This is a genomic window from Clostridium sp. B9, from assembly GCF_050509515.1.
GTDB lineage: Bacteria > Bacillota > Clostridia > Clostridiales > Clostridiaceae > Sarcina.
Genome location: NZ_JBNWKA010000003.1, coordinates 2811382 through 2836914, shown reverse-complemented (window position 1 = coordinate 2836914; position 25533 = coordinate 2811382). Strand labels below are relative to the sequence as shown.

At 30.8% G+C, this 25533-nt stretch carries 24 protein-coding genes and 1 pseudogene; 24 read left to right on the top strand and 1 reads right to left on the bottom strand.

The window, feature by feature from the left end; translation table 11 throughout:
• Nucleotides 1-240 precede the first annotated feature (240 nt).
• The 21 genes and pseudogenes from spoIVA (at nt 241) to spoVM (ending at nt 20884) form a co-directional block, all read left to right on the top strand.
• Entirely contained in the window at nt 241-1719 is a 1479-nt protein-coding gene (gene spoIVA / locus ACQZHJ_RS12475; RefSeq protein ID WP_430485878.1) for a stage IV sporulation protein A, read from the top strand.
• 136 nt (nt 1720-1855) lie between these two features.
• Nucleotides 1856-2503 carry an N-acetylmuramoyl-L-alanine amidase gene (locus tag ACQZHJ_RS12470; RefSeq protein WP_430485877.1) on the top strand — a complete coding sequence of 216 codons (648 nt, stop codon included), beginning with the start codon at nt 1856-1858 and terminating at the stop codon, nt 2501-2503.
• Between the two features lie 265 nt (nt 2504-2768).
• Nucleotides 2769-3752 (top strand): asparaginase, encoded by a 984-nt coding sequence (locus tag ACQZHJ_RS12465; protein ID WP_430485876.1) that lies wholly within the window; start codon nt 2769-2771, stop codon nt 3750-3752.
• 257 nt (nt 3753-4009) lie between these two features.
• Nucleotides 4010-5410, top strand: coding sequence for an NCS2 family permease (locus ACQZHJ_RS12460; RefSeq protein WP_430485874.1), 1401 nt, complete (start codon nt 4010-4012; stop codon nt 5408-5410).
• 243 nt (nt 5411-5653) lie between these two features.
• Complete coding sequence (locus tag ACQZHJ_RS12455) at nt 5654-6538, top strand: YicC/YloC family endoribonuclease (RefSeq protein WP_430485873.1); 885 nt, start codon at nt 5654-5656, stop codon at nt 6536-6538.
• Nucleotides 6539-6551: 13 nt separating this feature from the next.
• On the top strand, nt 6552-6821 hold the full coding sequence (gene remA, locus ACQZHJ_RS12450; RefSeq protein WP_003458433.1) for an extracellular matrix/biofilm regulator RemA: 270 nt from the start codon (nt 6552-6554) through the stop codon (nt 6819-6821).
• Nucleotides 6811-7461: a guanylate kinase gene (gene gmk, locus ACQZHJ_RS12445; RefSeq protein WP_430485872.1), complete on the top strand. Its 651-nt coding sequence runs from the start codon at nt 6811-6813 to the stop codon at nt 7459-7461. The genes remA and gmk overlap by 11 nt, the downstream gene beginning before the upstream one ends.
• Nucleotides 7442-7654 carry a DNA-directed RNA polymerase subunit omega gene (gene rpoZ / locus ACQZHJ_RS12440; protein WP_430485871.1) on the top strand — a complete coding sequence of 71 codons (213 nt, stop codon included), beginning with the start codon at nt 7442-7444 and terminating at the stop codon, nt 7652-7654. Before gmk ends, rpoZ begins: the two co-directional genes overlap by 20 nt.
• 5 nt (nt 7655-7659) lie before the next feature.
• Nucleotides 7660-8847: a bifunctional phosphopantothenoylcysteine decarboxylase/phosphopantothenate--cysteine ligase CoaBC gene (gene coaBC, locus ACQZHJ_RS12435; RefSeq protein WP_430485870.1), complete on the top strand. Its 1188-nt coding sequence runs from the start codon at nt 7660-7662 to the stop codon at nt 8845-8847.
• A gap of 38 nt (nt 8848-8885) precedes the next feature.
• Complete coding sequence (gene priA, locus ACQZHJ_RS12430; RefSeq protein WP_430485869.1) at nt 8886-11081, top strand: primosomal protein N'; 2196 nt, start codon at nt 8886-8888, stop codon at nt 11079-11081.
• Between the two features lie 14 nt (nt 11082-11095).
• Nucleotides 11096-11539 (top strand): peptide deformylase, encoded by a 444-nt coding sequence (gene def, locus ACQZHJ_RS12425; RefSeq protein WP_430485868.1) that lies wholly within the window; start codon nt 11096-11098, stop codon nt 11537-11539.
• A gap of 19 nt (nt 11540-11558) precedes the next feature.
• Complete coding sequence (gene fmt / locus ACQZHJ_RS12420) at nt 11559-12488, top strand: methionyl-tRNA formyltransferase (RefSeq protein WP_430485867.1); 930 nt, start codon at nt 11559-11561, stop codon at nt 12486-12488.
• Nucleotides 12489-12506: 18 nt separating this feature from the next.
• Nucleotides 12507-13202: a zinc metallopeptidase gene (locus ACQZHJ_RS12415; protein WP_430485866.1), complete on the top strand. Its 696-nt coding sequence runs from the start codon at nt 12507-12509 to the stop codon at nt 13200-13202.
• Between the two features lie 10 nt (nt 13203-13212).
• Nucleotides 13213-14531: pseudogene (gene rsmB / locus ACQZHJ_RS12410) on the top strand (16S rRNA (cytosine(967)-C(5))-methyltransferase RsmB).
• A gap of 39 nt (nt 14532-14570) precedes the next feature.
• Entirely contained in the window at nt 14571-15614 is a 1044-nt protein-coding gene (gene rlmN / locus ACQZHJ_RS12405) for a 23S rRNA (adenine(2503)-C(2))-methyltransferase RlmN (RefSeq protein ID WP_430485865.1), read from the top strand.
• Nucleotides 15615-15625: 11 nt separating this feature from the next.
• Nucleotides 15626-16345, top strand: a complete 720-nt coding sequence (locus ACQZHJ_RS12400) for a Stp1/IreP family PP2C-type Ser/Thr phosphatase (RefSeq protein WP_430485864.1) — start codon at nt 15626-15628, stop codon at nt 16343-16345.
• A gap of 1 nt (nt 16346) precedes the next feature.
• Nucleotides 16347-18476, top strand: a complete 2130-nt coding sequence (gene pknB / locus ACQZHJ_RS12395; protein WP_430485863.1) for a Stk1 family PASTA domain-containing Ser/Thr kinase — start codon at nt 16347-16349, stop codon at nt 18474-18476.
• Between the two features lie 111 nt (nt 18477-18587).
• Entirely contained in the window at nt 18588-19451 is an 864-nt protein-coding gene (gene rsgA, locus ACQZHJ_RS12390; RefSeq protein ID WP_430485862.1) for a ribosome small subunit-dependent GTPase A, read from the top strand.
• Complete coding sequence (gene rpe, locus ACQZHJ_RS12385) at nt 19451-20104, top strand: ribulose-phosphate 3-epimerase (RefSeq protein ID WP_430485861.1); 654 nt, start codon at nt 19451-19453, stop codon at nt 20102-20104. Before rsgA ends, rpe begins: the two co-directional genes overlap by 1 nt.
• A gap of 1 nt (nt 20105) precedes the next feature.
• Nucleotides 20106-20735, top strand: a complete 630-nt coding sequence (locus ACQZHJ_RS12380; RefSeq protein ID WP_430485860.1) for a thiamine diphosphokinase — start codon at nt 20106-20108, stop codon at nt 20733-20735.
• A 65-nt stretch (nt 20736-20800) separates the two neighbouring features.
• On the top strand, nt 20801-20884 hold the full coding sequence (gene spoVM, locus ACQZHJ_RS12375) for a stage V sporulation protein SpoVM (protein WP_430486896.1): 84 nt from the start codon (nt 20801-20803) through the stop codon (nt 20882-20884).
• A 92-nt stretch (nt 20885-20976) separates the two neighbouring features.
• Here spoVM and rpmB read toward each other — a convergent pair whose 3' ends face one another.
• Nucleotides 20977-21168 carry a 50S ribosomal protein L28 gene (gene rpmB / locus ACQZHJ_RS12370; RefSeq protein ID WP_300346376.1) on the bottom strand — a complete coding sequence of 64 codons (192 nt, stop codon included), beginning with the start codon at nt 21166-21168 and terminating at the stop codon, nt 20977-20979.
• A 194-nt stretch (nt 21169-21362) separates the two neighbouring features.
• On the opposite strand from rpmB, the gene ACQZHJ_RS12365 reads away from it, so the two are divergent.
• The 3 genes from ACQZHJ_RS12365 (at nt 21363) to recG (ending at nt 25533) form a co-directional block, all read left to right on the top strand.
• The gene (locus ACQZHJ_RS12365) at nt 21363-21710 is read left to right on the top strand and encodes an Asp23/Gls24 family envelope stress response protein (RefSeq protein ID WP_423237550.1); all 348 of its coding nucleotides are present in this window, start codon (nt 21363-21365) and stop codon (nt 21708-21710) included.
• A 13-nt stretch (nt 21711-21723) separates the two neighbouring features.
• Nucleotides 21724-23370 (top strand): DAK2 domain-containing protein, encoded by a 1647-nt coding sequence (locus ACQZHJ_RS12360; protein ID WP_430485859.1) that lies wholly within the window; start codon nt 21724-21726, stop codon nt 23368-23370.
• 129 nt (nt 23371-23499) lie between these two features.
• On the top strand, nt 23500-25533 hold the full coding sequence (recG, locus tag ACQZHJ_RS12355) for an ATP-dependent DNA helicase RecG (RefSeq protein ID WP_430485858.1): 2034 nt from the start codon (nt 23500-23502) through the stop codon (nt 25531-25533).

Below are 25533 nucleotides of genomic sequence, written 5' to 3'. Positions count from 1 at the left end.
ATAAGTATTTATAATAAATAAAATAAATATATAAGTATTAAAAATAAATAGCATTTAAATTGCTGCTTTCGAATAAATAATATTAATACATAATATTAGAATAATAAAATCTTGTATAAAAAGAAAATATAGAAAAATATTAATGGGAATTAAAGTTAAAATATATTTTTCTAAACAGTATACTTTTTTCAGATTTCTAATATATATATAGTGTTAATAATATTTATAGGAGGTTGTATCTTGGAAGATTTCAATATATACAAAGATATAGCAGAGAGAACTCAAGGAGACATTTATGTTGGAGTTGTAGGACCAGTTAGAACTGGAAAATCTACATTTATAAAAAGATTTATGGACCTTATGGTTATACCTAAAATTGAGAATAGCTACAAAAAAGAAAGGGCTAAGGACGAACTTCCTCAAAGTGGTTCAGGAAAAACTATTCACACTACTGAACCAAAATTCGTTCCAAATGAAGCAGTTGAAATTTCACTTGATGATGGAATTAAATTTAATGTAAGAATGGTTGATTGTGTAGGTTATATTGTAAAAGGTGCTTATGGGTACTTTGATGAAGGAGAATCTAAAAAAGTTCATACACCTTGGTTTGACTATGAGATTCCTTTTGAGGATGCCGCTGAAATAGGTACTAGAAAAGTAATAACAGATCATTCAACTATAGGTTTAGTAATTACTACAGATGGTAGTATTACAGGGATAGATAGAGATGATTACTTAGAGGCTGAAGAAAGAGTTATAGCTGAATTAAAATCAATAGATAAGCCATTCATAATTGTACTTAATTCATTAGAACCAAGAAGTGAGGAAACTCAAGATCTAAAGCAAGAACTAGAAATAAGATATGGAGTTCCTGTTCAGATAATGGATGTTGCAAATATGAATGAAAGTGACATAAACGGTTTATTTACAAGAGTACTTAAAGAGTTTCCTATTAAGGAAATTAATATAGACATGCCTGAATGGATAGAAAAGTTAGAACCATCTCACTGGTTAAAGGCTAATTTCATAAACATAGTTAAGGACATGTGTAAAAACATATCAAAAATTAGAGACGTTAAGGATCTACTTAGTACTTATGGGGAAGAAGATTTCTTAGGAATGGCTGATATAAATGAGATGAATCTAGGAGATGGTACTGTTAGGGTTAAAATGTCTCCTAAGAACGGAATATTCTATAAGATAATTAGTGAAATGTGCAATGAGGAATTAAATAACGAAAGTGATTTAATTTCTTTAATAAAAGACCTTCATAAAGCTAAGGTTGAATATGATAAAGTTGCGGATGCTATAAATGATGTTAAAGAGACGGGTTATGGACTTGTTGCTCCTCAATTATCAGAAATGAAGTTCGAAAAGCCAGATATTGATAAGCAAGGTTCTAAGTATGTCGTTAAGCTTAAAGCTAGTGCTCCAAGCTTACATTTAATCAAGGCGGATATACAAACAGAGATTTGTCCAATTATGGGGACAGAAAAAGAGACTCAAGAAGTATTTAAAACATTACTTGAGCAATTTGAAAGTGATCCAGAAAAATTATGGCAAAGTAATATGTTTGGTAAGTCTTTAGAAACTTTAGTTCAAGAAGGATTAAGAAGTAAGCTTTATAAGATGCCAGATGATATTCAAACTAAGATACAGAAAACTCTTCAAAGAATTATAAATGAGGGTGAGGGGAACTTAATCTGTATTATATTCTAAATATAAATAATTTAAACAAGCATAGAAATTACTTCTATGCTTGTTTATTTTTTATAAATATTTTTTTTGTAAGTTAATTTTATTCTCAATAAAACATAAGTTAATTATAGAGAATGATTAAAAACGAGGTGATTTTATGTCTAGGTGGTTACTTGATCCAGGTCATGGTGGAACTAATCTAGGGGTAGCTTATGATGATAATGTTGAAAAAGATGACAACTTAAAAATAGCCTTAAAAGTTGGTCAAATCTTAAAAAATTATGGTGAAGATGTGTTTTTTACTAGGGTTGATGATTCAGAACTTAGTCTTAAAGAAAGAATAGCAATAGGGAATAGTACAGAGTTTGATTATTTTATATCATTCCATAGAAATAGTTTTTCTCCTGAGAGTAATAAGGGAGTAGAGATATTTTATTATAAAGGAACTCCTACGGTAAGAAGATTTTGTGAATCATTAAAGTTTGAACTTGAAAATATATTTGATTATAGAGGAACAAATCAAGCTGAATTATCTTTGTTAAAAAAGATAAATGCTAATGGGGTTCTTATAGAACTTGGGTTTATAGATAGTAGTTCTGATAATCAAATATTTAATAATAGGATAGATGAAATTTCAGGAGCTATATGTAGGGCGTGTTTAAAAGAGGTTGGCAAAGTTAATGAAGATAAGCTTATATGGAGAGTTTGTATAGGAGAGTTTGAAGGATATGAGGAAGCAGAAAAATTAATGAAAGAAGTTAAAAATTTAGGATATAATGCTTGTGTAATACCTCTTAATGAATAATAGTTTGCTTGAAAATCTTTAATTATAGTGATAATAATTAAAGATTTTCTTTTTGTAAATTTTGGAATAAAATATATATTTAACTTTAGGAATAAATTGAGTGTAGTTATTGAATAGTGATTTGGGGCTTAAAGAGTTAAAAGTTAGCTGTATATATTTTAGTAATGATAAATATCCAATCATTGAAGAAAATAAGTAAATTAAGTATAATAGGCAATAGGACGAATGATGTTAAATAAGAAATAAAATAGATTCGGAGGTACCTATGAAGAAGATAGCTGTAATTTTTAATGGTGGAACAATATCAATGAAGGTTGATGATAGAATAAAGGCGGCAGTTCCAAGTTTAACGGGTGAAGAAATAATGGCTATGGTAACAGGAATAGAAAGTTTTGCTACTATAGAGTCACATAGTTTCTCATCTTTACCAAGTCCGCATATTACTCCAGAAATAATGCTAGAGTTATCAAAGTTTATAAATGCATTAATAGATAGAGACGATATAGACGGAGTAGTTGTAACTCATGGTACAGATACTTTAGAAGAGACATCTTACTTTGTAAATTTAACTACTAAGACAAGCAAACCTATAGTTTTCACTGGAGCCATGAGAAGTGGTTCAGAATTAGGATATGATGGGCCAGCTAATTTAGCAGCAGCAATATGTACTGCGGCATCAGATGAAGCTAGAAATAGAGGTGTATTAGTTTGTTTTAATGGAGAACTAAATAGTGCATCAGAAGTTACTAAAGCAAATTCTATGGCTTTAAATGCATTTAGAACACCAAACTTTGGACCTATAGGAATAGTAGATAACAATAGAGTAATATTTGATAGAAGAGTTCCACAAGAGGATTTTATACCTTTAGAGGTTATTGATAAGAAAGTTGCAATAATAAAATGTGCAGCTGGAATTGATGGCGATTTTATATATCACTGTATAGAAAAAGGATATGATGGGATAGTATTAGAAGCGTTAGGAAGAGGGAATGTTCCACCAACTATGGTAGAGGGAATAAAGCTTGCTATAGAAAAGGGGATAGTAGTTGTATTAACTTCAAGATGTTTTGAGGGAAGAGTAGGAGATAGCTATGGATACCTTGGAGGTGGAAGAAACCTTAAAGAACTTGGCGTAATATTCGGAGAAAGTATGCCAAGTCAAAAAGCTAGAATAAAGCTTTTAACACTGCTTGGATTCAATAAAGACCATAGATATATAAAACATAGTTTTGAAAAAGAAAGATACTAAACACATATAATTTATTAATAAGTTATTAAAAATGTTCGATTTTACTTGAATATTAACCTTGCATAGTGTAGAATAACATTCGTAGACAAATAAAAAGCTCATAAATATTAAAAATGTTCGTGTTTTGGGTTTTGTATGGGAATGTTAGTAAACTTTAAAGGGTTATTATTCGAGAGAAATAAAAGCTATTTTAAGTTTACTAAGGCTTAAAATAGCTTTTTTATTTTTATGATCTTAAGATGAGTGTGGAGGTTTTTATGGAAAATAAGGTTCATGTTTTACATGATGAAAGTAATTTACGTATCTTACCAGAAAACAAGAGTGAGTACAAAAGAGAAATATTAGCGGGAACAACAAGTTTCTTAGCTATGGCGTACATAATAGCAGTAAACCCATCAATATTAAGTGCAGCTGGTATGCCCGCAGGGGCAGTGGTAACAGCTACTTGTTTATCAGCAGCTATAGCATGTATCTTTATGGGGATTTACGCAAAATTACCATTTGGACTAGCACCAGGAATGGGATTAAATGCTTTCTTTGCATTCTCAGTTGTTATAGGTATGGGAATATCATGGGAAGTGGCACTTACAGCGGTATTTGTAGAAGGTATTATATTTATACTTTTATCACTATTTAAGATTAGAGAAGCAGTAGTAGACGCTATTCCAATAAATTTAAAATATGCAGTTACTGCAGGTATAGGATTATTTATAGCATTTATAGGATTTAATGGAGCTGGAATTGTAATAGCAAATCCAGACACAATGGTTTCTATGGGACAAATTATAAGTCCTAAAGTTATAGTAGCAATGATAGGTCTTTGTATAATAGTAATTTTAGAAAAGAAAAAAATTAAAGGATCAATGCTAGTTGGTATAGTAGTTTCAACACTTTTAGCTTGGGGCTATGCAATGATTAATACAGAAGCAGCAGCTAGTATGGGGATTTATTTACCAAATGGAATATTTAAGTTTGAATCATTAGCGCCTATAGCAGGTAAAGTTGATTTTTCATACTTAACTTCACCACAGCACATATTTAATTTCATAACAATAGTTTTAACATTCTTATTTGTAGATTTCTTTGATACAGTAGGAACTTTAATAGGTGTAGCTTCAAGAGCTAACATGTTAGATAAAAAAGGTAGAGTACCTAATGCGGGAAAAGCTTTAATGGTAGATGCTGTAGGTACTACAATCGGAGCTTTATTAGGAACTTCTACAGTAACAGCTTATGTAGAGAGTGCTACAGGAGTAGAGGAAGGTGGTAGAACTGGATTAACAGCTATCACAATCGGAGCTTTATTCTTTATAGCAATGTTCTTTTCACCAATATTCGTAGCAGTGCCAGCTTGTGCTACTGCACCAGCTTTAATATATGTTGGATACTTAATGTTAAGCAGTGTATTAAAAATAGATTTTAGTGATATCACAGAAGCTGTACCAGCCTTCTTAATAATAGCTTTAATGCCACTAACTTATAGTATAGGTGATGGATTAACAATTGGAGTTTTAGCATATGTGTTCTTGAATCTTCTTCATAACATCTTTGTTAAAGATAAGAAAGATAAGAAGGAGTTATCAGTAGTAATGATGATACTAGCAGTAGTATTCATATTCAAGCTTTGTATGCCATTCGTAACAGCAATGGTTGGATAATTAATAAAAGCCATATAGAACCTTATAATATTAAAATCTGTAAGTGGATAAATATTCACTTGCAGATTTTTTTATTTATAAGTAATGTATTGTTATGATAAAGGTTTGAAGAAATTTAATTAAGATGTAAATTTGCATTATAAAGTTAAGAGAATAAATGTTAATATTTTGTTAACAAAATATTGTTATTAAGAGGAATTTATATTAAAGTATATCTATATTATTTTCAAGGAGGCTCTCTTTATGGTTAGAAGCATGACAGGTTTTGGGAGAGCAACTAGTGAAGAAGGAAAAGATAGAATATTTTCTTTAGAAATGAAAAGTGTAAATCATAGATATTTAGACATGAACATAAGAATGCCTAGAAGTATGGTTTCTTTAGAAGAAAAGATAAGAAATATAGTTTCTTCTAAACTTAGCAGAGGAAAAGTTGATATCTTCATAAATTATAAAGATTATGCTAAGAATCAAGGAGAGGCTGTTTTAAATGAAGAATTAGCAAAAAGCTACGTGAATTCTTTAGAACAGTTAAAATCTTTGTTTCCTAATATTCAAGATGATTTAAGCTTATCACTAGTAGCTAGATACCCAGAAGTAATAACAATAGAAGAAAAATCAGAGGATTTAGAATCTATTTGGGAAGAAATTAGCTTATTATTAAACGCTGCAGTAGAAAATATGATTTCTATGAGAAATGTTGAAGGCGAGAAATTAGCTGGTGACATTTTATTAAAGTGTAATGTTATTGAAGAGATAGTAGCTTGTATAGAGAAAAAAGCTGATGTGATTGTTGGTGCTTACAAGCAAAAATTAGAAGATAGACTTAAGAATTTATTAGGAGAAGTTCCTGTTGATGAAAATAGAGTAGCTATGGAAGTTGCTGTGTTTGCTGATAAGGCTTCAATTGATGAAGAAATAATAAGATTAGGAAGTCATATTAATCAGTTAAGAAAGACTTTAACTTTAAATGAGCCTATAGGTAGAAAGTTAGATTTCATAGTTCAAGAAATGAATAGAGAAGCTAACACTATAGCATCAAAATCTACAGATTTAGAAATAACTAACAAAGTTATTGATATAAAAAATATTATTGAAAAGATTAGAGAACAAGTTCAGAACATAGAATAAGAGGAGGTAGCAAATGAGTATAAAGTTAATTAATATTGGTTTTGGAAACATAGTTTCAGCTAATAGATTAGTAGCAATAGTAAGTCCTGAATCAGCACCTATAAAGAGAATCATACAAGAAGCTAGAGATAGAGGTATGCTTATAGATGCAACTTATGGTAGAAGAACAAGAGCCGTAATAATTACAGATTCAGATCATGTAATTCTTTCAGCTGTTCAACCTGAGACAGTGGCTCACAGATTATCAACTAAGGAAGAAGTAGTTGTAGAAGATGATGAATAAAATACATAAAGATAATAAAGGTGTATTAATAGTTATTTCAGGTCCTTCAGGTGCAGGTAAGGGAACTATTTGTAAAGCTTTATTAGAAAAGAATGATGATATATTCATATCAGTTTCAGCTACAACTAGAAGCCCTAGAGTAGGAGAAGTTGATGGAGTAAACTATCATTTTTTAACAAAAGAAGAGTTTAAGCAAAGAATAGCTGAAGATGATTTCTTAGAGCATGCTGAAGTTTATGGAAACTATTATGGAACTCCTAAATCAAGTGTTGAAAAAATGCTTAACGAAGGAAAAAACGTAATATTAGAAATAGATATACAAGGTGCTTTAGAAGTTAAAGAAAAAGCTACTGATGGTGTATTCATATTTATATTACCTCCATCAATGGAAGAGTTAAAGCAAAGAATAATTAAAAGAGGTAGCGAAACTCCAGAAAGCTTAATGACTAGATTTAAGTCAGCTTACAAGGAGATAAACTATGTTTCAAAGTATAACTACGCAGTAGTTAATGACAATGTTGAAGATGCAGTTGAAAAAATAGAAGCTATATTATTAGCTGAAAAATGTAGAGTAGACAGATTAAAAGAAAATATATTAGAGTCAAAGGAGGACGAAATGCATGAACAACTCTATGATTAATCCATCAATCGTTGAATTATTAAAAAGGGTAGAAGATAGATATTCTTTAGTATTATTAAGCTCAAAGAGAGCTAGACAAATAATTGACGGAGCAGAGACTTTTGTTGATGTTGAGTCAAACAAACCATTAACAATAGCTATAAATGAAATAGACAGAGGATATGTAACTTATACTGAACTTGGGGAGAAGTAAGAGACATGAAAGATAAGAAATGTGTTGTTGTAGGAGTAAGTGGAGGAGTAGCTGTTTATAAAGCTTTAGATGTTATAAGTAGGCTAAGAAAAAAAGATGTAGAAGTACATGTAATAATGACTAAATCCGCTACTGAGTTTGTAACACCATTATCTTTTCAATCATTAAGTCAAAACATGGTTATAACAGATATGTTTGCTGAACCAAAGGCTTGGGAAATTCAACATATTTCATTAGCTAAAAAAGCTGATTTAATGTTAATTGTTCCAGCTACAGCAAACATTATAGGAAAGGTTGCAAATGGAATCGCTGATGACATGTTATCCACTACTATAATGGCAACAAAGGCACCAGTGGTATTCTGTCCAGCCATGAATACTAACATGTATGAAAATCCTATAGTTCAGAGAAATATAAATCTTCTTAAAGAGTTAGGCTATGAATTTATAGAGCCTGCTAGTGGAAGATTAGCATGTGGTGATGAGGGAAAAGGTAAACTTCAAGATACCGAAATTATTGCAGAAGAAACAGTGAGAAGGTTACATTCTACTAGAGATTTAGTAGGTAAAAAGGTGGTTGTTACTGCAGGTCCTACTGTAGTTCCAATAGATCCAGTAAGAATTTTAACAAATAGATCTTCAGGAAAAATGGGATATTCAATAGCAGAGGAAGCTAGAGATAGAGGAGCTGAAGTTGTTTTAATTTCAGGACCAACTTCTTTAAGTAAACCTCATGGGATTAAAGTTATAAATATCAAAACAAATGAAGATATGTTTGAAGCCATAAAGGAAGAGTTTCATGATGCTGACATAGTTATAAAATCTGCAGCAGTTGCCGATTATAAAGCTAAAGAGTATAGCAATGAAAAAATTAAAAAAACTGGAGACGATTTAAGCTTAATCTTTGAGAGAGATAGAGATATTCTACAAACTCTTGGAGAAATGAAGAAAGATCAAATCCTAGTTGGTTTTGCAGCGGAAAGTAGTAATGTATCAGAAAATGCAAAAGGTAAATTAGAGAGAAAATCTTTAGATTATATTGTAGCAAATGATATAAGTGGAACAGAAACTGGTTTTGCTAGTGATGAGAACAAAGTTACTATATTTAGCAGATTTGGTGATGAAATATCACTAGAAAAAATGACTAAAAGAGAAGTTGCAAAAAACATATTTGACATTATAAAAGGGCGCTAATTGCGCCTTTTTATTCTATATGAACAAGGGTGATTATTTTGGAGAAATTTGCTGAAGTAATTGTAAATAGTGATGCTGTTACAATTGATAAGCCTTTTACATATAAGATTAAAGAAGATTTAATCCATAAGATAGAGGTTGGACATAGAGTTTTGATTCCTTTTGGAAATGGGAACAAAAAAATTGAAGGTTTTGTTTTAAAAATATTAGATGATGTTGAGAATAGAAATATACGATATAAGGCTATATATGCTATTTGTGATGAAGAACCCTTATTAAGTGATGATTCATTAAGGTTAATTGAATTTTTAAGAGAAAAGTATTTATGCAAGTATATAGATGCTATTAGAGTTATGATACCACCTAGGATAATGAGTGGTAATAAAGAAAAAACAAAGCAAGTAATTGTGTTTAAGGAATATAAAGAAGGGTTAAGTGAGCCACAAGAAAAAGCTTTATCCTTAATAGAAGAAAAGAGTGGCGGATTTACAAAGGCTGAATGGAATAAAATTTTTAGTGTATCAACATATATGATAAATAAGTTGATTGAATTAGAATGCGTTTCAAGTGAAGAAGTTAGAGTTGGAAGAGAAAACTTAAGAGAGTTTAAACCTTATCCACCAAAGAAATTAAATGAAGAACAAGTAAAAGCATATGATACTATTTTAGATAGTAATAAAAATATGTTTTTATTAAAAGGGGTAACTGGTAGTGGAAAAACTGAAGTTTATATGAATCTAGTAAGTTACATGCTTCTTTTTGAAAAAAGTTCTTTAATTTTAGTTCCTGAAATAGCTTTAACTCCTCAGATGATAGAGAGATTCAAGGGGAGATTTGGAAAAGATGTAGCAGTATTTCATAGTAGACTTTCTGATGGAGAAAGATATGATGAATGGTATAGGGTTAAAAATGACAATGTGAAAGTTGTTATTGGAGCTAGATCAGCATTGTTTTTACCTTTTAGTGATTTAGGATTGATAATTGTTGATGAGGAACATGAAAGTAGTTACAAATCAGATATGAACCCTAAGTATAATTCCATAGAGGTATGTGAATACTTAAGTTATTTAAAAAATTGCAAAGTTGTATTAGGGTCTGCAACTCCTAGTGTTGTAAGTTTTTATAAGGCTTTAAGAGGAATGTATGAGCTAGTTGAACTTAAAAATAGGGTTAATAATGTAGAATTACCTGAAGTTTCTCTTGTAGATATGAGAGAGGAATTGAGGGCAAATAATAAAACTATGTTTAGTAGAGATTTGTATCATAAGATAAAAGATAGGTTAGCGAAAAAAGAACAAATAATTTTGTTTTTAAATAGAAGAGGATTTTCATCCTTTGTTTCTTGTAGAAGTTGTGGATTTGTTTTTAAATGTAACAATTGTGACATATCTATGACTTATCATAATAATGGATACTTAGTTTGTCATTATTGTGGAAATACTGCAAGAATTCCAAAGACTTGCCCTAAATGTGATAGTACATATGTTAAACATTTTGGTGTAGGTACAGAAAAAGTAGAGGCAGCAGTTAAACATTACTTCCCAGAAGCAAGAGTTTTAAGAATGGATGTTGACACTACTAGAAAGAAGAATTCTCATGAAGAGATATATAATTCTTTCAAAAATAAGGAAGCTGATATTTTAATAGGTACTCAAATGATAGCAAAGGGATTAGATTTTCCGGATGTAACTCTAGTTGGAGTTATGGCAGCGGATATGTCATTAAACTTACCTGATTATAAGTCTAGTGAAAAGACTTTTCAACTTATAACTCAAGTAAGTGGAAGAGCTGGTCGTGGAGATAAAAAAGGTGAAGTAGTAATTCAAAGTTATTCTCCAGAGCATTATGCTTTGACTTGTGCTAAAAATAATGATTATGATGATTTCTTTAAAAGAGAAATTGCAATAAGAAAAGTTATGGGTTATCCTCCTTTTGATGATTTATTTTTAATAAATTTAAGTGGAAAAGGAGAAATAAAAATAAAGCTCTTTGCTAAAAAATTAGAGAAGTATTTACGTAAAATATTAGAAGAATATGATAATATATTTATATATGAAGCATGTCCTTGTTCTATAAGTAAAATAAAAAATGTTTATAGATGGCAAATATTAATCAAGGGAACTCTTGATTCGGAGGTATGCAACAAAATTAAAAAAGGGGTTTATGAATTATCTAAAGATGTTTATAATGAGATTAAGATTGGTTTAGACATAAATCCTAATAGTTTGATGTAAGGGAGGAAACTATTTTGGCAATAAGAAACATAAGATTTAATGATGATGAAATACTAAGAAAAAAATGTAGAGTAGTTGATGACATTAATGATAGAATGAAAACTTTAATAAATGATATGATAGAAACTATGTATGAGAACAATGGAGTAGGATTAGCTGCACCACAAGTTGGAATACTAAAGAAAATATTTGTTGTTGATGTTATGGATGGAGAAGGTCCAAGAGTATTCATAAATCCAGAAATAACAGAAATGGCTGGAGAACAAACAGATGAAGAGGGATGTTTAAGTTTGCCAGGAAGACATAAGCCTGTTAAGAGGGCCAATAATATAAAAGTGAAAGCTTTAAATATTGATGGTGAAGAGTTTGAGTTAGAAGCCGAAGGATTCTTAGCAAGAGCTATTCAACATGAGAATGACCACTTATATGGAGTTCTTTTCATTGATCACGAGATTTAGGACTTAGGAGGAAGAAGACATGAAGATAGTATTTATGGGAACACCAGATTTTGCAGTTCCATCATTAAAGAGTTTAATAAAAGAATTTGGAGTTGAGGCTGTTTTCACTCAACCAGATAGACCAAAAGGTAGAGGAAAGAAACTTGGTATGTCACCAGTTAAAGAGGTTGCATTAGAACATAATATACCAGTTTACCAACCTTTAAAAATCAAAAATGAGCCAGAAACTATAGAAGAATTAAGAAATATGGAGCCAGATTTCATAATAGTTGTAGCTTTTGGTCAATTATTACCTAAGGAAGTATTAGATATACCTAAGTATGGATGTATAAACTTACATGCTTCACTACTTCCTAAATATAGAGGAGCAGCTCCTTTAAACTGGAGTATAATCAAAGGGGAGAAGGTAACAGGAAATACAACTATGCTTATGGATGTAGGTCTTGATACTGGAGATATGCTTTTAAAAGATGAAGTTGAAATTACAGATACAATGACCTGTGGTGAGTTACATGATATCTTAATGGAAAGAGGAGGAGATTTACTAATTAAAACTATTTATGGAATAGTTAATAATGAAATAACTCCAGAAAAACAAAATCATGAAGAAACTTGTTATGCTTCAATGCTTAATAAGGAAATAGCTAAGATTGATTGGACTCTTTCAGCTCAAGATATTCATAACTTAGTTAGAGGATTAAACCCATGGCCAGTAGCTCTAACTTCATATGATGATGTAACAATGAAAGTTCATCAAACTAGAGTTGAAAAGGGAGAAAGTAACAAAGAACCAGGAACAATAATAGCTGTAGATAAAACAGGTATTAAGGTTTCAACAGGAAAAGATATTCTAGTAATAGAAAAATTACAATTCCCAAATAGTAAACAATTATTTGTTGAGCAATTTATAAATGGTAATTCAGTAGAAATAGGGAAAATATTAAAATAATTAATAGAAGGTGATGGTATGTTTTATCCTTTTTATTTTGATCCAACATATTTAATTCTTATACCAGCGATATTAATATCAGGATGGGCACAATTAAAGGTATCAAGTACTTTTAATAAATTCAGTACAGTAAGAAGTGTTAATGGATATACTGGAGCACAAGTTGCAAGGATTCTATTGAATGATGCAGGGCTTCAAGATGTTGAAATTCAACAAGTAGCTGGAAGGTTAAGTGACCATTATGATCCAAGGGCTAAGGTTTTAAGATTATCATCAGATGTATATGGAAGTACTTCAGTAGCATCTATTGGAGTAGCAGCCCATGAAGTTGGGCACGCTATACAGGATAAGGAAGCTTATGCAGCTTTAGTTTTTAGAAATACAATAGTGCCAGTTGTAAATTTTGCATCAAGTTTATCATGGATAATATTCTTTGTAGGAATATTATTTAGTTACTCAAGTTTAGTTAATATTGGTATAATATTATTCTCAGCAGTAGTTTTATTTCAATTAGTAACATTACCAGTAGAGTTTAATGCTTCTTCAAGAGCATTAAAGCTTTTAGAATCTAAGGGAATACTTTATGATAATGAAGTAGAAGGAGCAAGAAAAGTGCTAAGTGCAGCAGCATTAACATATGTGGCAGCAACACTTATGGCTATATTACAATTAGTAAGACTTATAGCTATAAGCAACAGAAATTCAAATGATTAGAGGTTAGAGTATGAATGCAAGAAAAATAATAGTCGAAATATTAGATAATGTTTTATTAAATGGAGCATATTCAAATATAGAAATAAACAAGCAATTTGCAATGAATGAGATAGATCCAAAAGATAAGGGATTAATAACAGAAGTTGTTTATGGAACAATAAAATACAAAAAGATGATAGATATAATTCTTTCAAACTTTGTTGCTGACATTGGAAAAATAGATGATAGTGTAGTAAATATACTAAGAAGTGCTATATATCAAATGAAGTTCTTAGATAGAGTGCCACCTTATGCAATAGTTAATGAGGCTGTTAATTTAACTAAGGAAAAGCATCAAACTTAACTAAGTTTGTAAATGGAGTTTTAAGAAACTACTTAAGAAATGAAAATAAAAACTTCAAAGTTGGATTAAGAAACAATGAAGCTTTATGTTATGACTTCTCATTTGATAGATGGATGATAGAAATGTTTACTAAGCAATATGGAAAAGAAGATGCTTTAAGAATACTTAGAGGATTAAATACAGTTCCATACATGACTGTAAGAGTAAACACTTTTAAAGCTGACTATGATGATGTTTATGATAGACTTGTTGAAGAAGGATATGATGTTGAAGAGGGAGCATTCTCTCCGGAAGCTATAATCATAAAAAAAGGTAGTGCAATAGAAAAGAATAAACTTTACCAAGAAGGATTAATAACAGTACAGGATGAAAGTGCTATGTTAGTTGCTCCATTATTTGATTTAGAAGGTAAAGAGCAAGTAATGGATCTTTGTAGTGCACCAGGAACTAAAGCTACTCATATAGCTGAGTTAATGATGAATGAAGGTAAGGTTATGGCGTTTGATGTGCATGAACATAAATTAGCTTTAATAAAAGAAAATGTAGATAGACTAGGTTTAACAAATGTTGAAGTTGAATTAGGAGACGCTACAAAAATAAGTTCTAAGTATATAAACTGGGCTGATAGAGTATTATTAGATGTACCTTGTTCAGGACTTGGAATAATAAGAAAGAAACCGGAAATAAAATGGAACAAGAAGAATAATGACTTAACAGAGGTTGTTAAAGTTCAAAAAGAAATCTTAAAGAATGCATGGAACTATCTAAGAGAAGGTGGAGAATTAATTTATTCAACTTGTACTTTAAATAAAAAAGAAAATGAAGAAGTTATAGATTGGTTCGTAGAAAGAAATTCAGATTGTGAAATAGAAAAAGTATTTTTAGGAAAAGCAGATAATGTAATATACAATGAAAATGGAAGTGTTACAATATTACCTAACAAATACATGGATGGTTTCTTTATTGCTAAGCTTAAGAAAAAATAATAAGTCAGCAAAAGAGATGAACATGGAAGGTGAGACTATATGAAAAACATCTTAGATTTTACATTAGAAGAGTTAAAAATATGGATGAAGGAAAATGGAGAAAGTGCTTTTAGAGCAAAGCAAATCTTTGATTGGATATATAAAAAAGAAGTATTTGATTTTGAAGGTATGAAAAATATACCTAATAATCTTAAAAGTAAGCTTTCAGAGAATTTTTATATAGGTATTCCCGAAGTTATAGATTCTTTATCATCTGGTGAGGATGGAACTAAAAAAATCCTTTTAGGATTAGGTGATGGAAACATAATTGAATGCGTTATTATGAGATATAAATACGGTAATTCAATTTGTGTTTCCACACAAATTGGTTGCAGAATGGGATGTAAATTCTGTGCGTCTACATTAGAAGGAATGGTAAGAAACTTAACAGCTGGAGAAATATTATCAGAAGTTTTAATAGGTCAAAAGCTTTTAGGAGAGAGAATATCTAATATAGTACTAATGGGAAGTGGAGAGCCGCTAGACAACTATGATAATGTCATGAAATTCTTAGAATTAGTAAATGCTGACTATGGATTAAACATAGGACAAAGACATATTACATTATCAACTTGTGGATTAGTACCAAAAATTAAGGATATGGCAGATAAGGAAATGCAAGTTACACTAGCTATTTCATTACATGCTGTTTCTGATGAAAAAAGAAAAACAATAATGCCTATAGCAAATAAGTATTCAATAAGTGAAATATTAGATGCTTGTAACTATTATATTGAGAAGACTGGAAGAAGAATAACTTTTGAGTATTCTTTAGTTAAAGGAGTAAATGATACTAAGGAAGATGCTAAGAGTTTAGGAAAATTACTAAAAGGCATGCTTTGTCATGTAAACTTAATTCCTGTAAATGAGATAAAAGAAAATGAGTTCAAGAAATCTTCTAAGAAAGATATAGAGGCGTTTTTAAATACTCTTAAAACATATGGAGTAGAAGCTACAGTAAGAAGAGAAATGGGTTCAGATATAAATGCAGCCTGTGGTCAATTAAGAAGAAGTTATATTAAGTCAAAAGGGTTAGAGCTGTAGGGGGAAATAATATGTTAGGATTTGTAACAGACAAAGGTAATATTAGAGAATTAAATGAGGATTTTTTATCTTATTCTAGAGAAAATGAATTTTCTATATATGTTGTAGGAGATGGTATGGGAGGACATAATGCTGGTGAGGTAGCTAGTAAGAGAGCTGTTGAAAGTATTATATCTTTTGTTAAAGAAAACTATGGAGTAGTATCTTTAGATGAGTTGTTAAAAGATGCTATATTATATGCAAATTCAAAAATATATAATATGAGCCAAGAGAGTAGTGGTTTATCAGGCATGGGAACAACAATAACTGCTATTTTAGAAGTTAAAAACATAATTTATGTTGCCAATGTAGGAGACAGTGCTTGTTTTGGTATAAATGAGAGTGGTATAAAGAAATTAACAAAGGATCACTCATTAGTTCAAGAACTTATAGATAGTGGATGTATTACTGAAGGGCAGGCAAAAAAACACCCTAGAAAGAATATAATAACTAGAGCTATAGGAACTAATTCAAATGTTGATGTTGACATATTTAAGTTAGATAAGCATGAATACAAAGCTTATCTACTTTGCACTGATGGGTTAAGTAATGATGTTGATGAAGAAGAAATATGGAATGAAGTAATAAAATCTGAAAACTTTGATAAAACATGCAAGGATTTGGTTGACATGGCTAAAGCAAGAGGAGGCAGAGACAATATTACAGTGTTAGTTTTTGGAGGAGAGAAATAGAATGATAGGTAAGATCTTAGGGAATAGGTACGAGTTACTTGAGCGCGTAGGCGAAGGGGGAATGTCCTTCGTATATAAGGCGAGATGCAGAAAATTAAATAGATTCGTAGCTGTTAAAATATTAAAAGACGAATTTAAAAATAACGAAGAAATTGTTAAAAAATTTAAAAAAGAAGCTACAGCTATTGCTAACTTATCCAATCCAAACGTAGTTAATGTATTAGATGTTGGAACACAGGATGATATGAACTATATTGTTATGGAATATATAGAAGGTAAAACATTAAAGGATATTATAAAAGATAAAGGTGCTTTACCATATGAAGTTGCCATAAGCATAGGTATAAAAGTTGCTAAGGCTTTAGAATGTGCACATAAAAATGGAATTGTACACAGGGATGTTAAACCACAAAATATTTTAGTTACTGAAGAAGGTGTTGTTAAAGTAACAGACTTTGGAATAGCTAAATCTATGGATTCATCAACAATAGCTCATACAAATAGCGTTATGGGTTCTGCACATTATTTTTCTCCGGAACAAGCTAAAGGAACTTATACTGATTATAGAACAGATTTATATTCTTTAGGAATTGTTTTATATGAAATGGTTACAGGAGTTGTACCTTTTGATGGTGATTCTCCAGTTACAGTAGCTGTAAAACATATACAAGAGAAAGCAATACCTCCTAAAAATATAAATAGGAGTATCCCAAATAGCTTAAATGATTTGATATTAAAGGCTATGGAAAAAGATGCAGTTAATAGATATCAGACAGCTAGAGAAATAATAAGTGATTTGGAAAAAATAAAGAATAATCCTGATGTAATAATTTCTCCTAAATCTTCAGAAGAAGAGGAGCAGTTTACAAGAGTTATGGCACCAGTAGTTGTACCTGATTTAGATGAAACTAAAAAGCCGTTAAGTGATATTGATGATGAAGATGAATATGATGAATATGACGAAGATGAAGATGAAGACGATGACTATGAGGAGCCACAAAAGGTAGTTGAAACTCCAAAGAAGCAAAATAATCCAAAGGGTAAGAAAAAGAGTTCAACAGCAGTAATTATTGTGGCAACTATTTTAGTTGTAGCCTTAGGTATATCTTTAGGTTTCTTTGGAATGAAGAAATTTGTTGAAGGTGGTAAAGGCGTAGCTGTTCCTAATGTTGTAGGAGCTAAAGCTGATGATGCGAAAGCTGAGTTAGAAAAACTAGGATTTAAAGTTCTAGAAGTTACTGAAGAAAGTGACCAAGAAAAAGGAATAGTTTTAAGCACAGATCCAGCTGCAAATACTTCAGCTAAAAAAGGTTCAGAAATTAAACTAACAATAAGCGGTGGTGTAAGCCAAGTAAAGGTTCCGAACTTTGAAGGTATGGATTTAGATTCTGTTAAAAATACTCTAGGAACATTAAACTTAGAACTTGGAAATGTTGATTATGAATATAGTAACAGTGTAGCTAAGGGACAGGTTATTTCACAAAGTCCTAGTGCAAATGTTGAAGTGGATAAGAATTCTAAAGTTGATATTGTTATAAGCAAAGGACCAGAAATTAAGGTTGCTAAGGTTCCTAATTTATCAGGAAAAACTGTAGATCAAGCTAAGAGTGAGTTAGAAGGTTTAGGGTTTAAAGTAAATGCTACTAAAGGTGATAATGCTGATAGTGCAGATAAATCAGGAAAAGTTTATAAACAAGATCCAGCTCCAGGATATGAAATGAGACAAGGAACAACTATAACAATAGTTTACTATGGAGATTATAGTAAACCTAAGCATAATGCAGGTGAGCTTGTTGGAATGACTGGAGCACAAGCTAAGGAGTGGGCTTCCAAGAATCATATAACTGTAAATGGTATTACAAGTGATACTGCTAAAGTTAAATCAGTAAGTAATTCTGGTGAAGTTGAAGAAGGTTCATCAGTTAGTGTAACTATGGAAGAGGAAAAGAAACCAGAACCAGATAAAAAGCCTGATCAAGGTGGAGACTCAACTGATGGTGGTCAAGGTGGCGATACAACAGATGGAGGCAACCAAGGTGGAGATCAAGGTGGAAACAGTGGTCAAGATCAACAAGGCAACAATCAAAATAATAATCAACAAGCAAGCCATAGTCCAAATAAAAAATCATAGTTTTTAAACTTTATAATAAGAAGCTTAAGGAAGAAAATCCTTAAGCTTCTTGCATTTTATATGAAAATCTGTTTATTATAAGAATATACAATTAAAAGATACGGAGGAAATATGGAAGGAATTATAATCAAAGGAATAGGTGGATTCTATTATATAAAAACAGAAGAGGGAGTTATTGAGTGTAAAGCTAGAGGGAAATTTAGATATAACTCATTAAAGCCCATGGTTGGAGATAGAGTTACTATAAAAGTTGAAAATGGAAAAGGTGTAATTGAAGAAATACACGAGAGAAGTTCGGAGCTTATAAGACCAACAGTTGCAAACGTAACACAAGCTTTTGTTGTTTTTGCAATTAAAAATCCGGATATCAATTTGGATTTGTTAAATAGATTCTTAACCCTTTGTGAGTACAATGATATACATGCTGTTGTATGTTTAAATAAAGAGGATTTATGTACTGAGGAAGAGAAGGATGAATTAAAGGCTATAATAAATGATATTGGATATGAGGTTCTGTTCATAAATGCTAAAGAGGGAAAGGGCTTTGATGCTTTAAAAGAGAGATTAGAAGATAATATAACAGTTCTTTGTGGTCCTTCAGGAGCAGGGAAATCTACACTTCTAAATTCATTTATTGATAGAGAACATATGGAAACAGGAAGTGTAAGTGAGAAGATTGGAAGAGGTAAGCATACAACTAGACATAGTGAGCTTATAGATATAGATAATGGATATCTAGTAGATACACCAGGATTCACTACTTTAGATGTTACTTTCATAAATAGAGATAGTCTTAAATATTGTTTCCCAGAGTTTAATGACTATAACAACCTTTGTAAGTTTAATGGATGTAACCATTATAAGGAGCCAAAGTGTGCAGTTAAAGAGGCTGTAGAAGAGGGTAAAATAAACAAGCTAAGATATGAATTTTATATAAAAACATTAGAAGAGATATTAAATAGGAGGGGTAATTAATGGTTAAAATAGCACCATCAATATTATCAGCAGATTTTAGCATTTTAGGAGAACAAGTAAAAAGAGTAGAAAAAGGTGGAGCAGAATTCTTACATATAGATGTAATGGATGGTCATTTTGTTCCTAATATAAGCTTTGGATTCCCAATAATGAAAGCTATAAGAGGAATGAGTAATTTAGTTTTTGACGTTCACTTAATGATAGAGGAACCAGGGAAGTATGTGGATGAGTTTATAGCTTCAGGAGCAGATTTAATAACAGTTCATTATGAATCAGATAGACACATAGACAGAACAGTAAACTACATAAAGAGTAAAGGATGTAAAGCCGGTATTGCTTTAAATCCAGGAACTCCAGTTTCGATGTTACAAAACTTAATACCTTCACTAGATATGGTATTAATTATGTCTGTTAATCCTGGTTTTGGAGGACAAAGCTTTATATCATATAGCTTAGATAAAATAAGAGAAGTTAAAGAGATGGCTAAAGCTTGTGGAAGAGAAGACTTATTAATCCAAGTTGATGGAGGAGTAGGTGCAAATAATATTAAAGAAATAGTTGAGGCAGGGGCTAACGTATTGGTTGCAGGTTCAGCTGTATTTAAAGAAGATAAGATAGAAGAAAATATAAAAGCTCTAAGAGAGGCTCTATAATATGAAAGCTCTTATAATAGCTGGAGGAGAAAAACCAAGTAAAGAGCTGTTAGAAAGTGAAGCAAAAAATAGTGATGTATTAATAGCAGCTGATAAAGGGGTTGAAGCATTTTTAATAAATGGATTTACTCCAGATTATGCTTTAGGCGACTTTGATTCAATTTCAGAAGAATTTAAAGAGCGATTAAAAGATTTAAATATAGAAAGGTTTAATCCAGAAAAGGACAATACAGATACAGAGATAGCGTTTTTAAAGGCGATTAACCTTGGAGCTACAGAAATAGCCTTTTTGGGAGTCACTGGGACAAGACTAGATCATGTTCTTGCTAATTTAGGTCTTTTAAGAAGTTCCTTAGAAAAGGGAATAGAGGCATATATTATTGATAATAATAATAAAATTATGTTAAAGAATAAAAGTACGATTCTAAAAAATGAATTTGGTGATTATATATCATTTCAAGCTTTTGGAGAATCTGTAGATAATTTTTCTATAAAAAGTTCTAAATATCCACTTAGTAATCATAAACTCTTATTAGGAGATTCATTATGTGTTTCTAATGAGTTTGTTGATGAATATATGGAGATATCATTTGAAAAAGGTGAGGTTCTAGTTATATATTCAAGAGATTAAACACAGTTTGAGATTCTTCTGCATAAAATATTTTGGGTAATAAATAAAAAGGTAGGAGATAGTTTATGAGAATAATGACTATTAAATTGCCAAAATTCTTAGGTAAGATTGTTAGGATTTTTAAAGGCAATAAAAAATCAAATACATAAGATGGAAAAACAAGGGATAAGCATAGCTTATCCCTTAATTTTGTGCAAAATAAAAATGCAGTCTAAATAACTGCATTTTTGCCAAAGATTTCTTATATAGCTCTTTGAACTTTTCCAGATCTTAAGCATCTTGTACAAACGTGAACAGTTTTTGGTGTTCCCTTAACTATTGCTTTAACCTTTTTTATGTTAGGAGCCCAAGTTCTCTTTGATTGTCTGTGTGAGTGGCTGTACTGTGTACCAGCAACAACTCCTTTGTTACAAATCTCGCATCTTCTTGCCATTAAAAACACCTCCTTTAAAATGAAGATAAAATCTTCAATAGGACAGATAATATTCTATCATAATATATATGAGTTGTGCAAGTATAATATTAAAATAAATCTTTAAAAATATGTTGCCATACATATATAGTTCTTGAATAATCAATGTATTTAATATAGAATATAGTATATGTAATAGTTGAGGAGGAATCGCCATGATAGGATATTCAAATGAATATGGAAATGTATCTTACACTGATGACGTTTTAGCAAAAATTGTTGGATTATCAACAATGGAGTGCTATGGAGTAGTTGGAATGGTTTCTAAAAGTGCAACAGAAGGTCTTTGGGAATTAATGAGAATAGAAAATTTAACAAAAGGCGTAAAAATAGATAATAAAAATAATAAGTTAACAATAGAAGTATTTGTTATGGTAGAGTATGGAACAAAAATATCTGTAATAGCAAACAATATAATTCAAAAGGTTAAGTACAATGTTGAAAATTATACTGGGCTTAAGGTATCTAGCATAACAGTAAATGTTCAAGCGGTTAGAGTCTAGGAGGTAAAATAGAATGAAATTTAATAAAATAAATGGGGAACATTTGTATTATATGATGAGTAATGCAGCAACTAAGTTAGAGTTACAAAGTGAATATGTAAACTCACTTAACGTTTTCCCAGTTCCAGATGGAGATACAGGAACAAATATGTCTATGACATTTAGAGCTGCTGTTAAGGAAATCGAAGGAATGAATAGCCAAAATATTGGTGAAGTTTCTAAGAAGTTAGCTAAGGGGGCACTTATGGGTGCTAGAGGAAACTCAGGAGTTATTCTTTCACAAATTCTTAGAGGTATTTCAAAAGGACTTGAAGGCAAGGATGAAGTAGATGCAGCAGAATTTGCTAATTCTCTTTTAGAAGGAAGTAAGTCAGCTTATAAAGCTGTAATGAGACCTACAGAAGGAACAATACTTACAATAGTAAGAACAGCTGGAGAGGTTGCAGTAGCTTTAAAAGAAGATGATATAACTGAACTTATGAGAGAAGTTTGTAGAGAAAGTAAGATAATGCTTGATAAAACTCCAGAGATGCTACCAGCATTAAAAAAAGCTAAAGTTGTTGATTCAGGCGGAATGGGATTATTAATAATCCTTCAAGGAATGCAAGAAGCTTTAGAAAATGATTTAAAAATAACTACAGAGAAACCACAAGCAGTTAAAACTTCAGTTGCTCAAACTCAAAGAGGAGAAGCTATGAGTGAGGCTGATATTAAGTTTGGTTACTGTACTGAGTTCATAATATTAGGAGATGCAACTCATGCAGAAGACTTTAGAGCTAAGGTTATAGAAAAAGGAGATTCTCTAGTTGTTGTTGGATATGAAGATGTAATAAAAGTACATATTCACACTAATAATCCAGGTAGCGTTTTAGAAGAAGCTGTTAAGTTTGGAGAGCTTTCTAAAATAAAAATAGACAACATGAGAGAAGAGCATAGAGAAATGCTTGAGGGAATGAGTGAAGGATACTCAGAACCAGAAGAAGATGTTGCGGCTAGTGAATTTAAAAAATATGCATTCATATCAGTAGCTATGGGTGAAGGTATGAAAAACATATTCAAGGACTTAGGTGTTGACTACGTAATAGAGGGTGGTCAAACTATGAACCCAAGTACTCAAGATATGTTAGCGGCTATAGACAAATTAAATGCTGAGCATATATTTATTTTACCTAATAATAAGAATATAATCATGGCAGCTAATCAAGCGGCTGAGATTTCAGATAAAGATATAAGAGTTATACCAACTAAAACAATTCCTCAAGGAATAACTTGTATAACTATGTTTAACCCAGAAGCAGAAGTTGAAGAAAATGTTGATGAGTTAAATGAAGCTATGGAAATGGTTAAGACAACTTCAGTAACATATGCTGTTAGAGATACTGAGATTGATGGAAAAGAAATCAAAGAAGGTAATATCTTAGGTTTAGTTGAAGGTAAGATTAAAGAAGTTGGAGAAGATCCATACAAGGTTGCAGAAGACTTAATAGGATCATTAGTTGATGAAGATTCAGAGTTAATTACTATCTTCTATGGTAAAGACTGTGATGAAGAAAAAGTTGATGCTTTAGTTGAAATGTTAGAAGAGAAATATGATGACTTAGATGTTCAGTGCTATAATGGAGAACAACCATTATACTACTTCATAATGTCAGTAGAATAGTAGTTTTTATTAAGAGTGATTAATTAAAGCTGATAGGAATAGAAATCTTATTAGGGGGTTATAGCTATATTTATTATGGTTATAATCCTTTAATTTTGCAATTTTATATTAGAGAAGGAGGGTAGAACTATGAACATATATGATGATATAGGTTTTGTAAAGGGTGTTGGGCCTAAGCTTAAAGAAAAGCTTAATAAGGTTGGAATATTTACAGTTTTAGATTTGCTATTATACTTTCCTAGAGATTATGAATTCTTAAATGATGAAGTCGATTTAAATAATCAAAATGGAGATGAGAAGGCAATAATAAAATGTACAGTTCAAAGTTATGGAAGTTCAGTTAGAACTAGAACAGGAAAAACTCTTACTTCTATTAATTTTACGTATAATAATTTTAAGGTTGTTGGGAAGTGGTTTAATCAACCTTATATAAAAAGAAATTTTGCTTTAGGAAAAGAATATAATCTTATGGGTAAATTCAAAAAGGTTGGAAATACTTTAGAAGTTATAAATCCAATAATACCTTGTAAGGAAGCTAATAAAAGTGAAATACTTCCTATATATGTGTTGAAAAATGGATTAACAAGCAAAGTTATAGTTAAAGTTATTAATGAAATATTAAAGAATATGATTATTAAAGAGAATTTACCTAAAGAAATTGTTGATAAGTATAAATTGATATCTTTAGATGAAGCCATAAGAAGCATACATTTTCCAACTGGGAGAGGAGAGCTTCAAAATGCTATAAATAGATTGAAGTTTCAAGAGTTATTTACATACTCATTAAAAGTAATAATGATGAAAGCTCATATAAAAAAAGAAAATAGTGGTATAAGTTTTAAAATGAGTCCTCTTCTTAAAGATTTAAAGGAATCATTACCGTATACATTAACTAATGCTCAATCTAGAACCCTTAGAGAAATACTTATGGATCAAAAGAGAAATATAGCAATGAATAGATTAGTACAAGGAGATGTTGGTTCTGGAAAGACTTTAGTAGCACTTATATCGATGTTTAATGTTTATATGAATGGATACCAAACAGTTTTAATGGCTCCAACGGAAATATTAGCAAATCAGCATTATGCTGAGGCTAAAAAGTACTTGGAACAATTTGGTGTTGATATAGAACTTCTTACTGGAAGTACTAAGGAAAAAGAAAAGAAAAGAATAAAGGAAAAGATTGCTACAGGAAAAGAGATAATGGTAATAGGAACTCATGCTGTTATACAAGATGATGTAGAACTTAATAATCTAGGACTTGTTGTAACAGATGAACAACATAGATTTGGAGTTGAGCAAAGAAGTAGACTTATAAATAAAAACAAGAGATCGGATGTTTTAGTTATGACAGCTACTCCTATTCCAAGAACTTTATCATTATACCTTTATAGTGATTTGGATATTTCAATCATAGATGAACTTCCGCCAGGAAGAAAACCAATTGATACTATATTAGTTGATATGAATAGTAGGATGAAGGCTTATAACTTTGCACTCAAGGAAGTTGAAAAAGGAAGACAGTTTTATATAGTTTCTCCTTTAATAGAAGAAAATGAAAAACTAAAGCTTAATTCAGTAGAAAAAATTTATGAAGAACTTAAAAATGGAATATTTAAAGATATAAATATCGAAATACTTCATGGAAAAATGAATGGAAAAGAAAAGGATGAAATCATAAATACCTTTAAAAATGGGGAAATAAAAGGTATAATATCTACAACGGTTATAGAAGTAGGTGTTAATGTTCCAAATGCAACTATGATGATTATAGAGAATGCGGAGAGATTTGGTTTAGCACAACTTCATCAACTTAGAGGAAGAGTAGGTAGAGGAGAACATAAGTCTTCGTGTATTCTTATAGCTAATACAAAAAATGATGTTACTAAAAGAAGAATGGAGATTATGACAGAGAGTTCAGATGGATTCTACATTGCGGAAGAAGATTTGAAACTTAGAGGTGCTGGGGAAGTATTTGGTATGAGACAGCATGGTGATGAAGGGTTTATCTTAGCTAATGTAGTTGATGATATAAAAATACTAAAGTGTGCAAATCATGAAGCAAAATTAATAGTAAACAACATTAATGAAGAGAATGAAAAACTTTGCTCTGAAATAATGAGAGGAATTGAAAGAAATAGCAAGTATATTTGTTTTAATTAG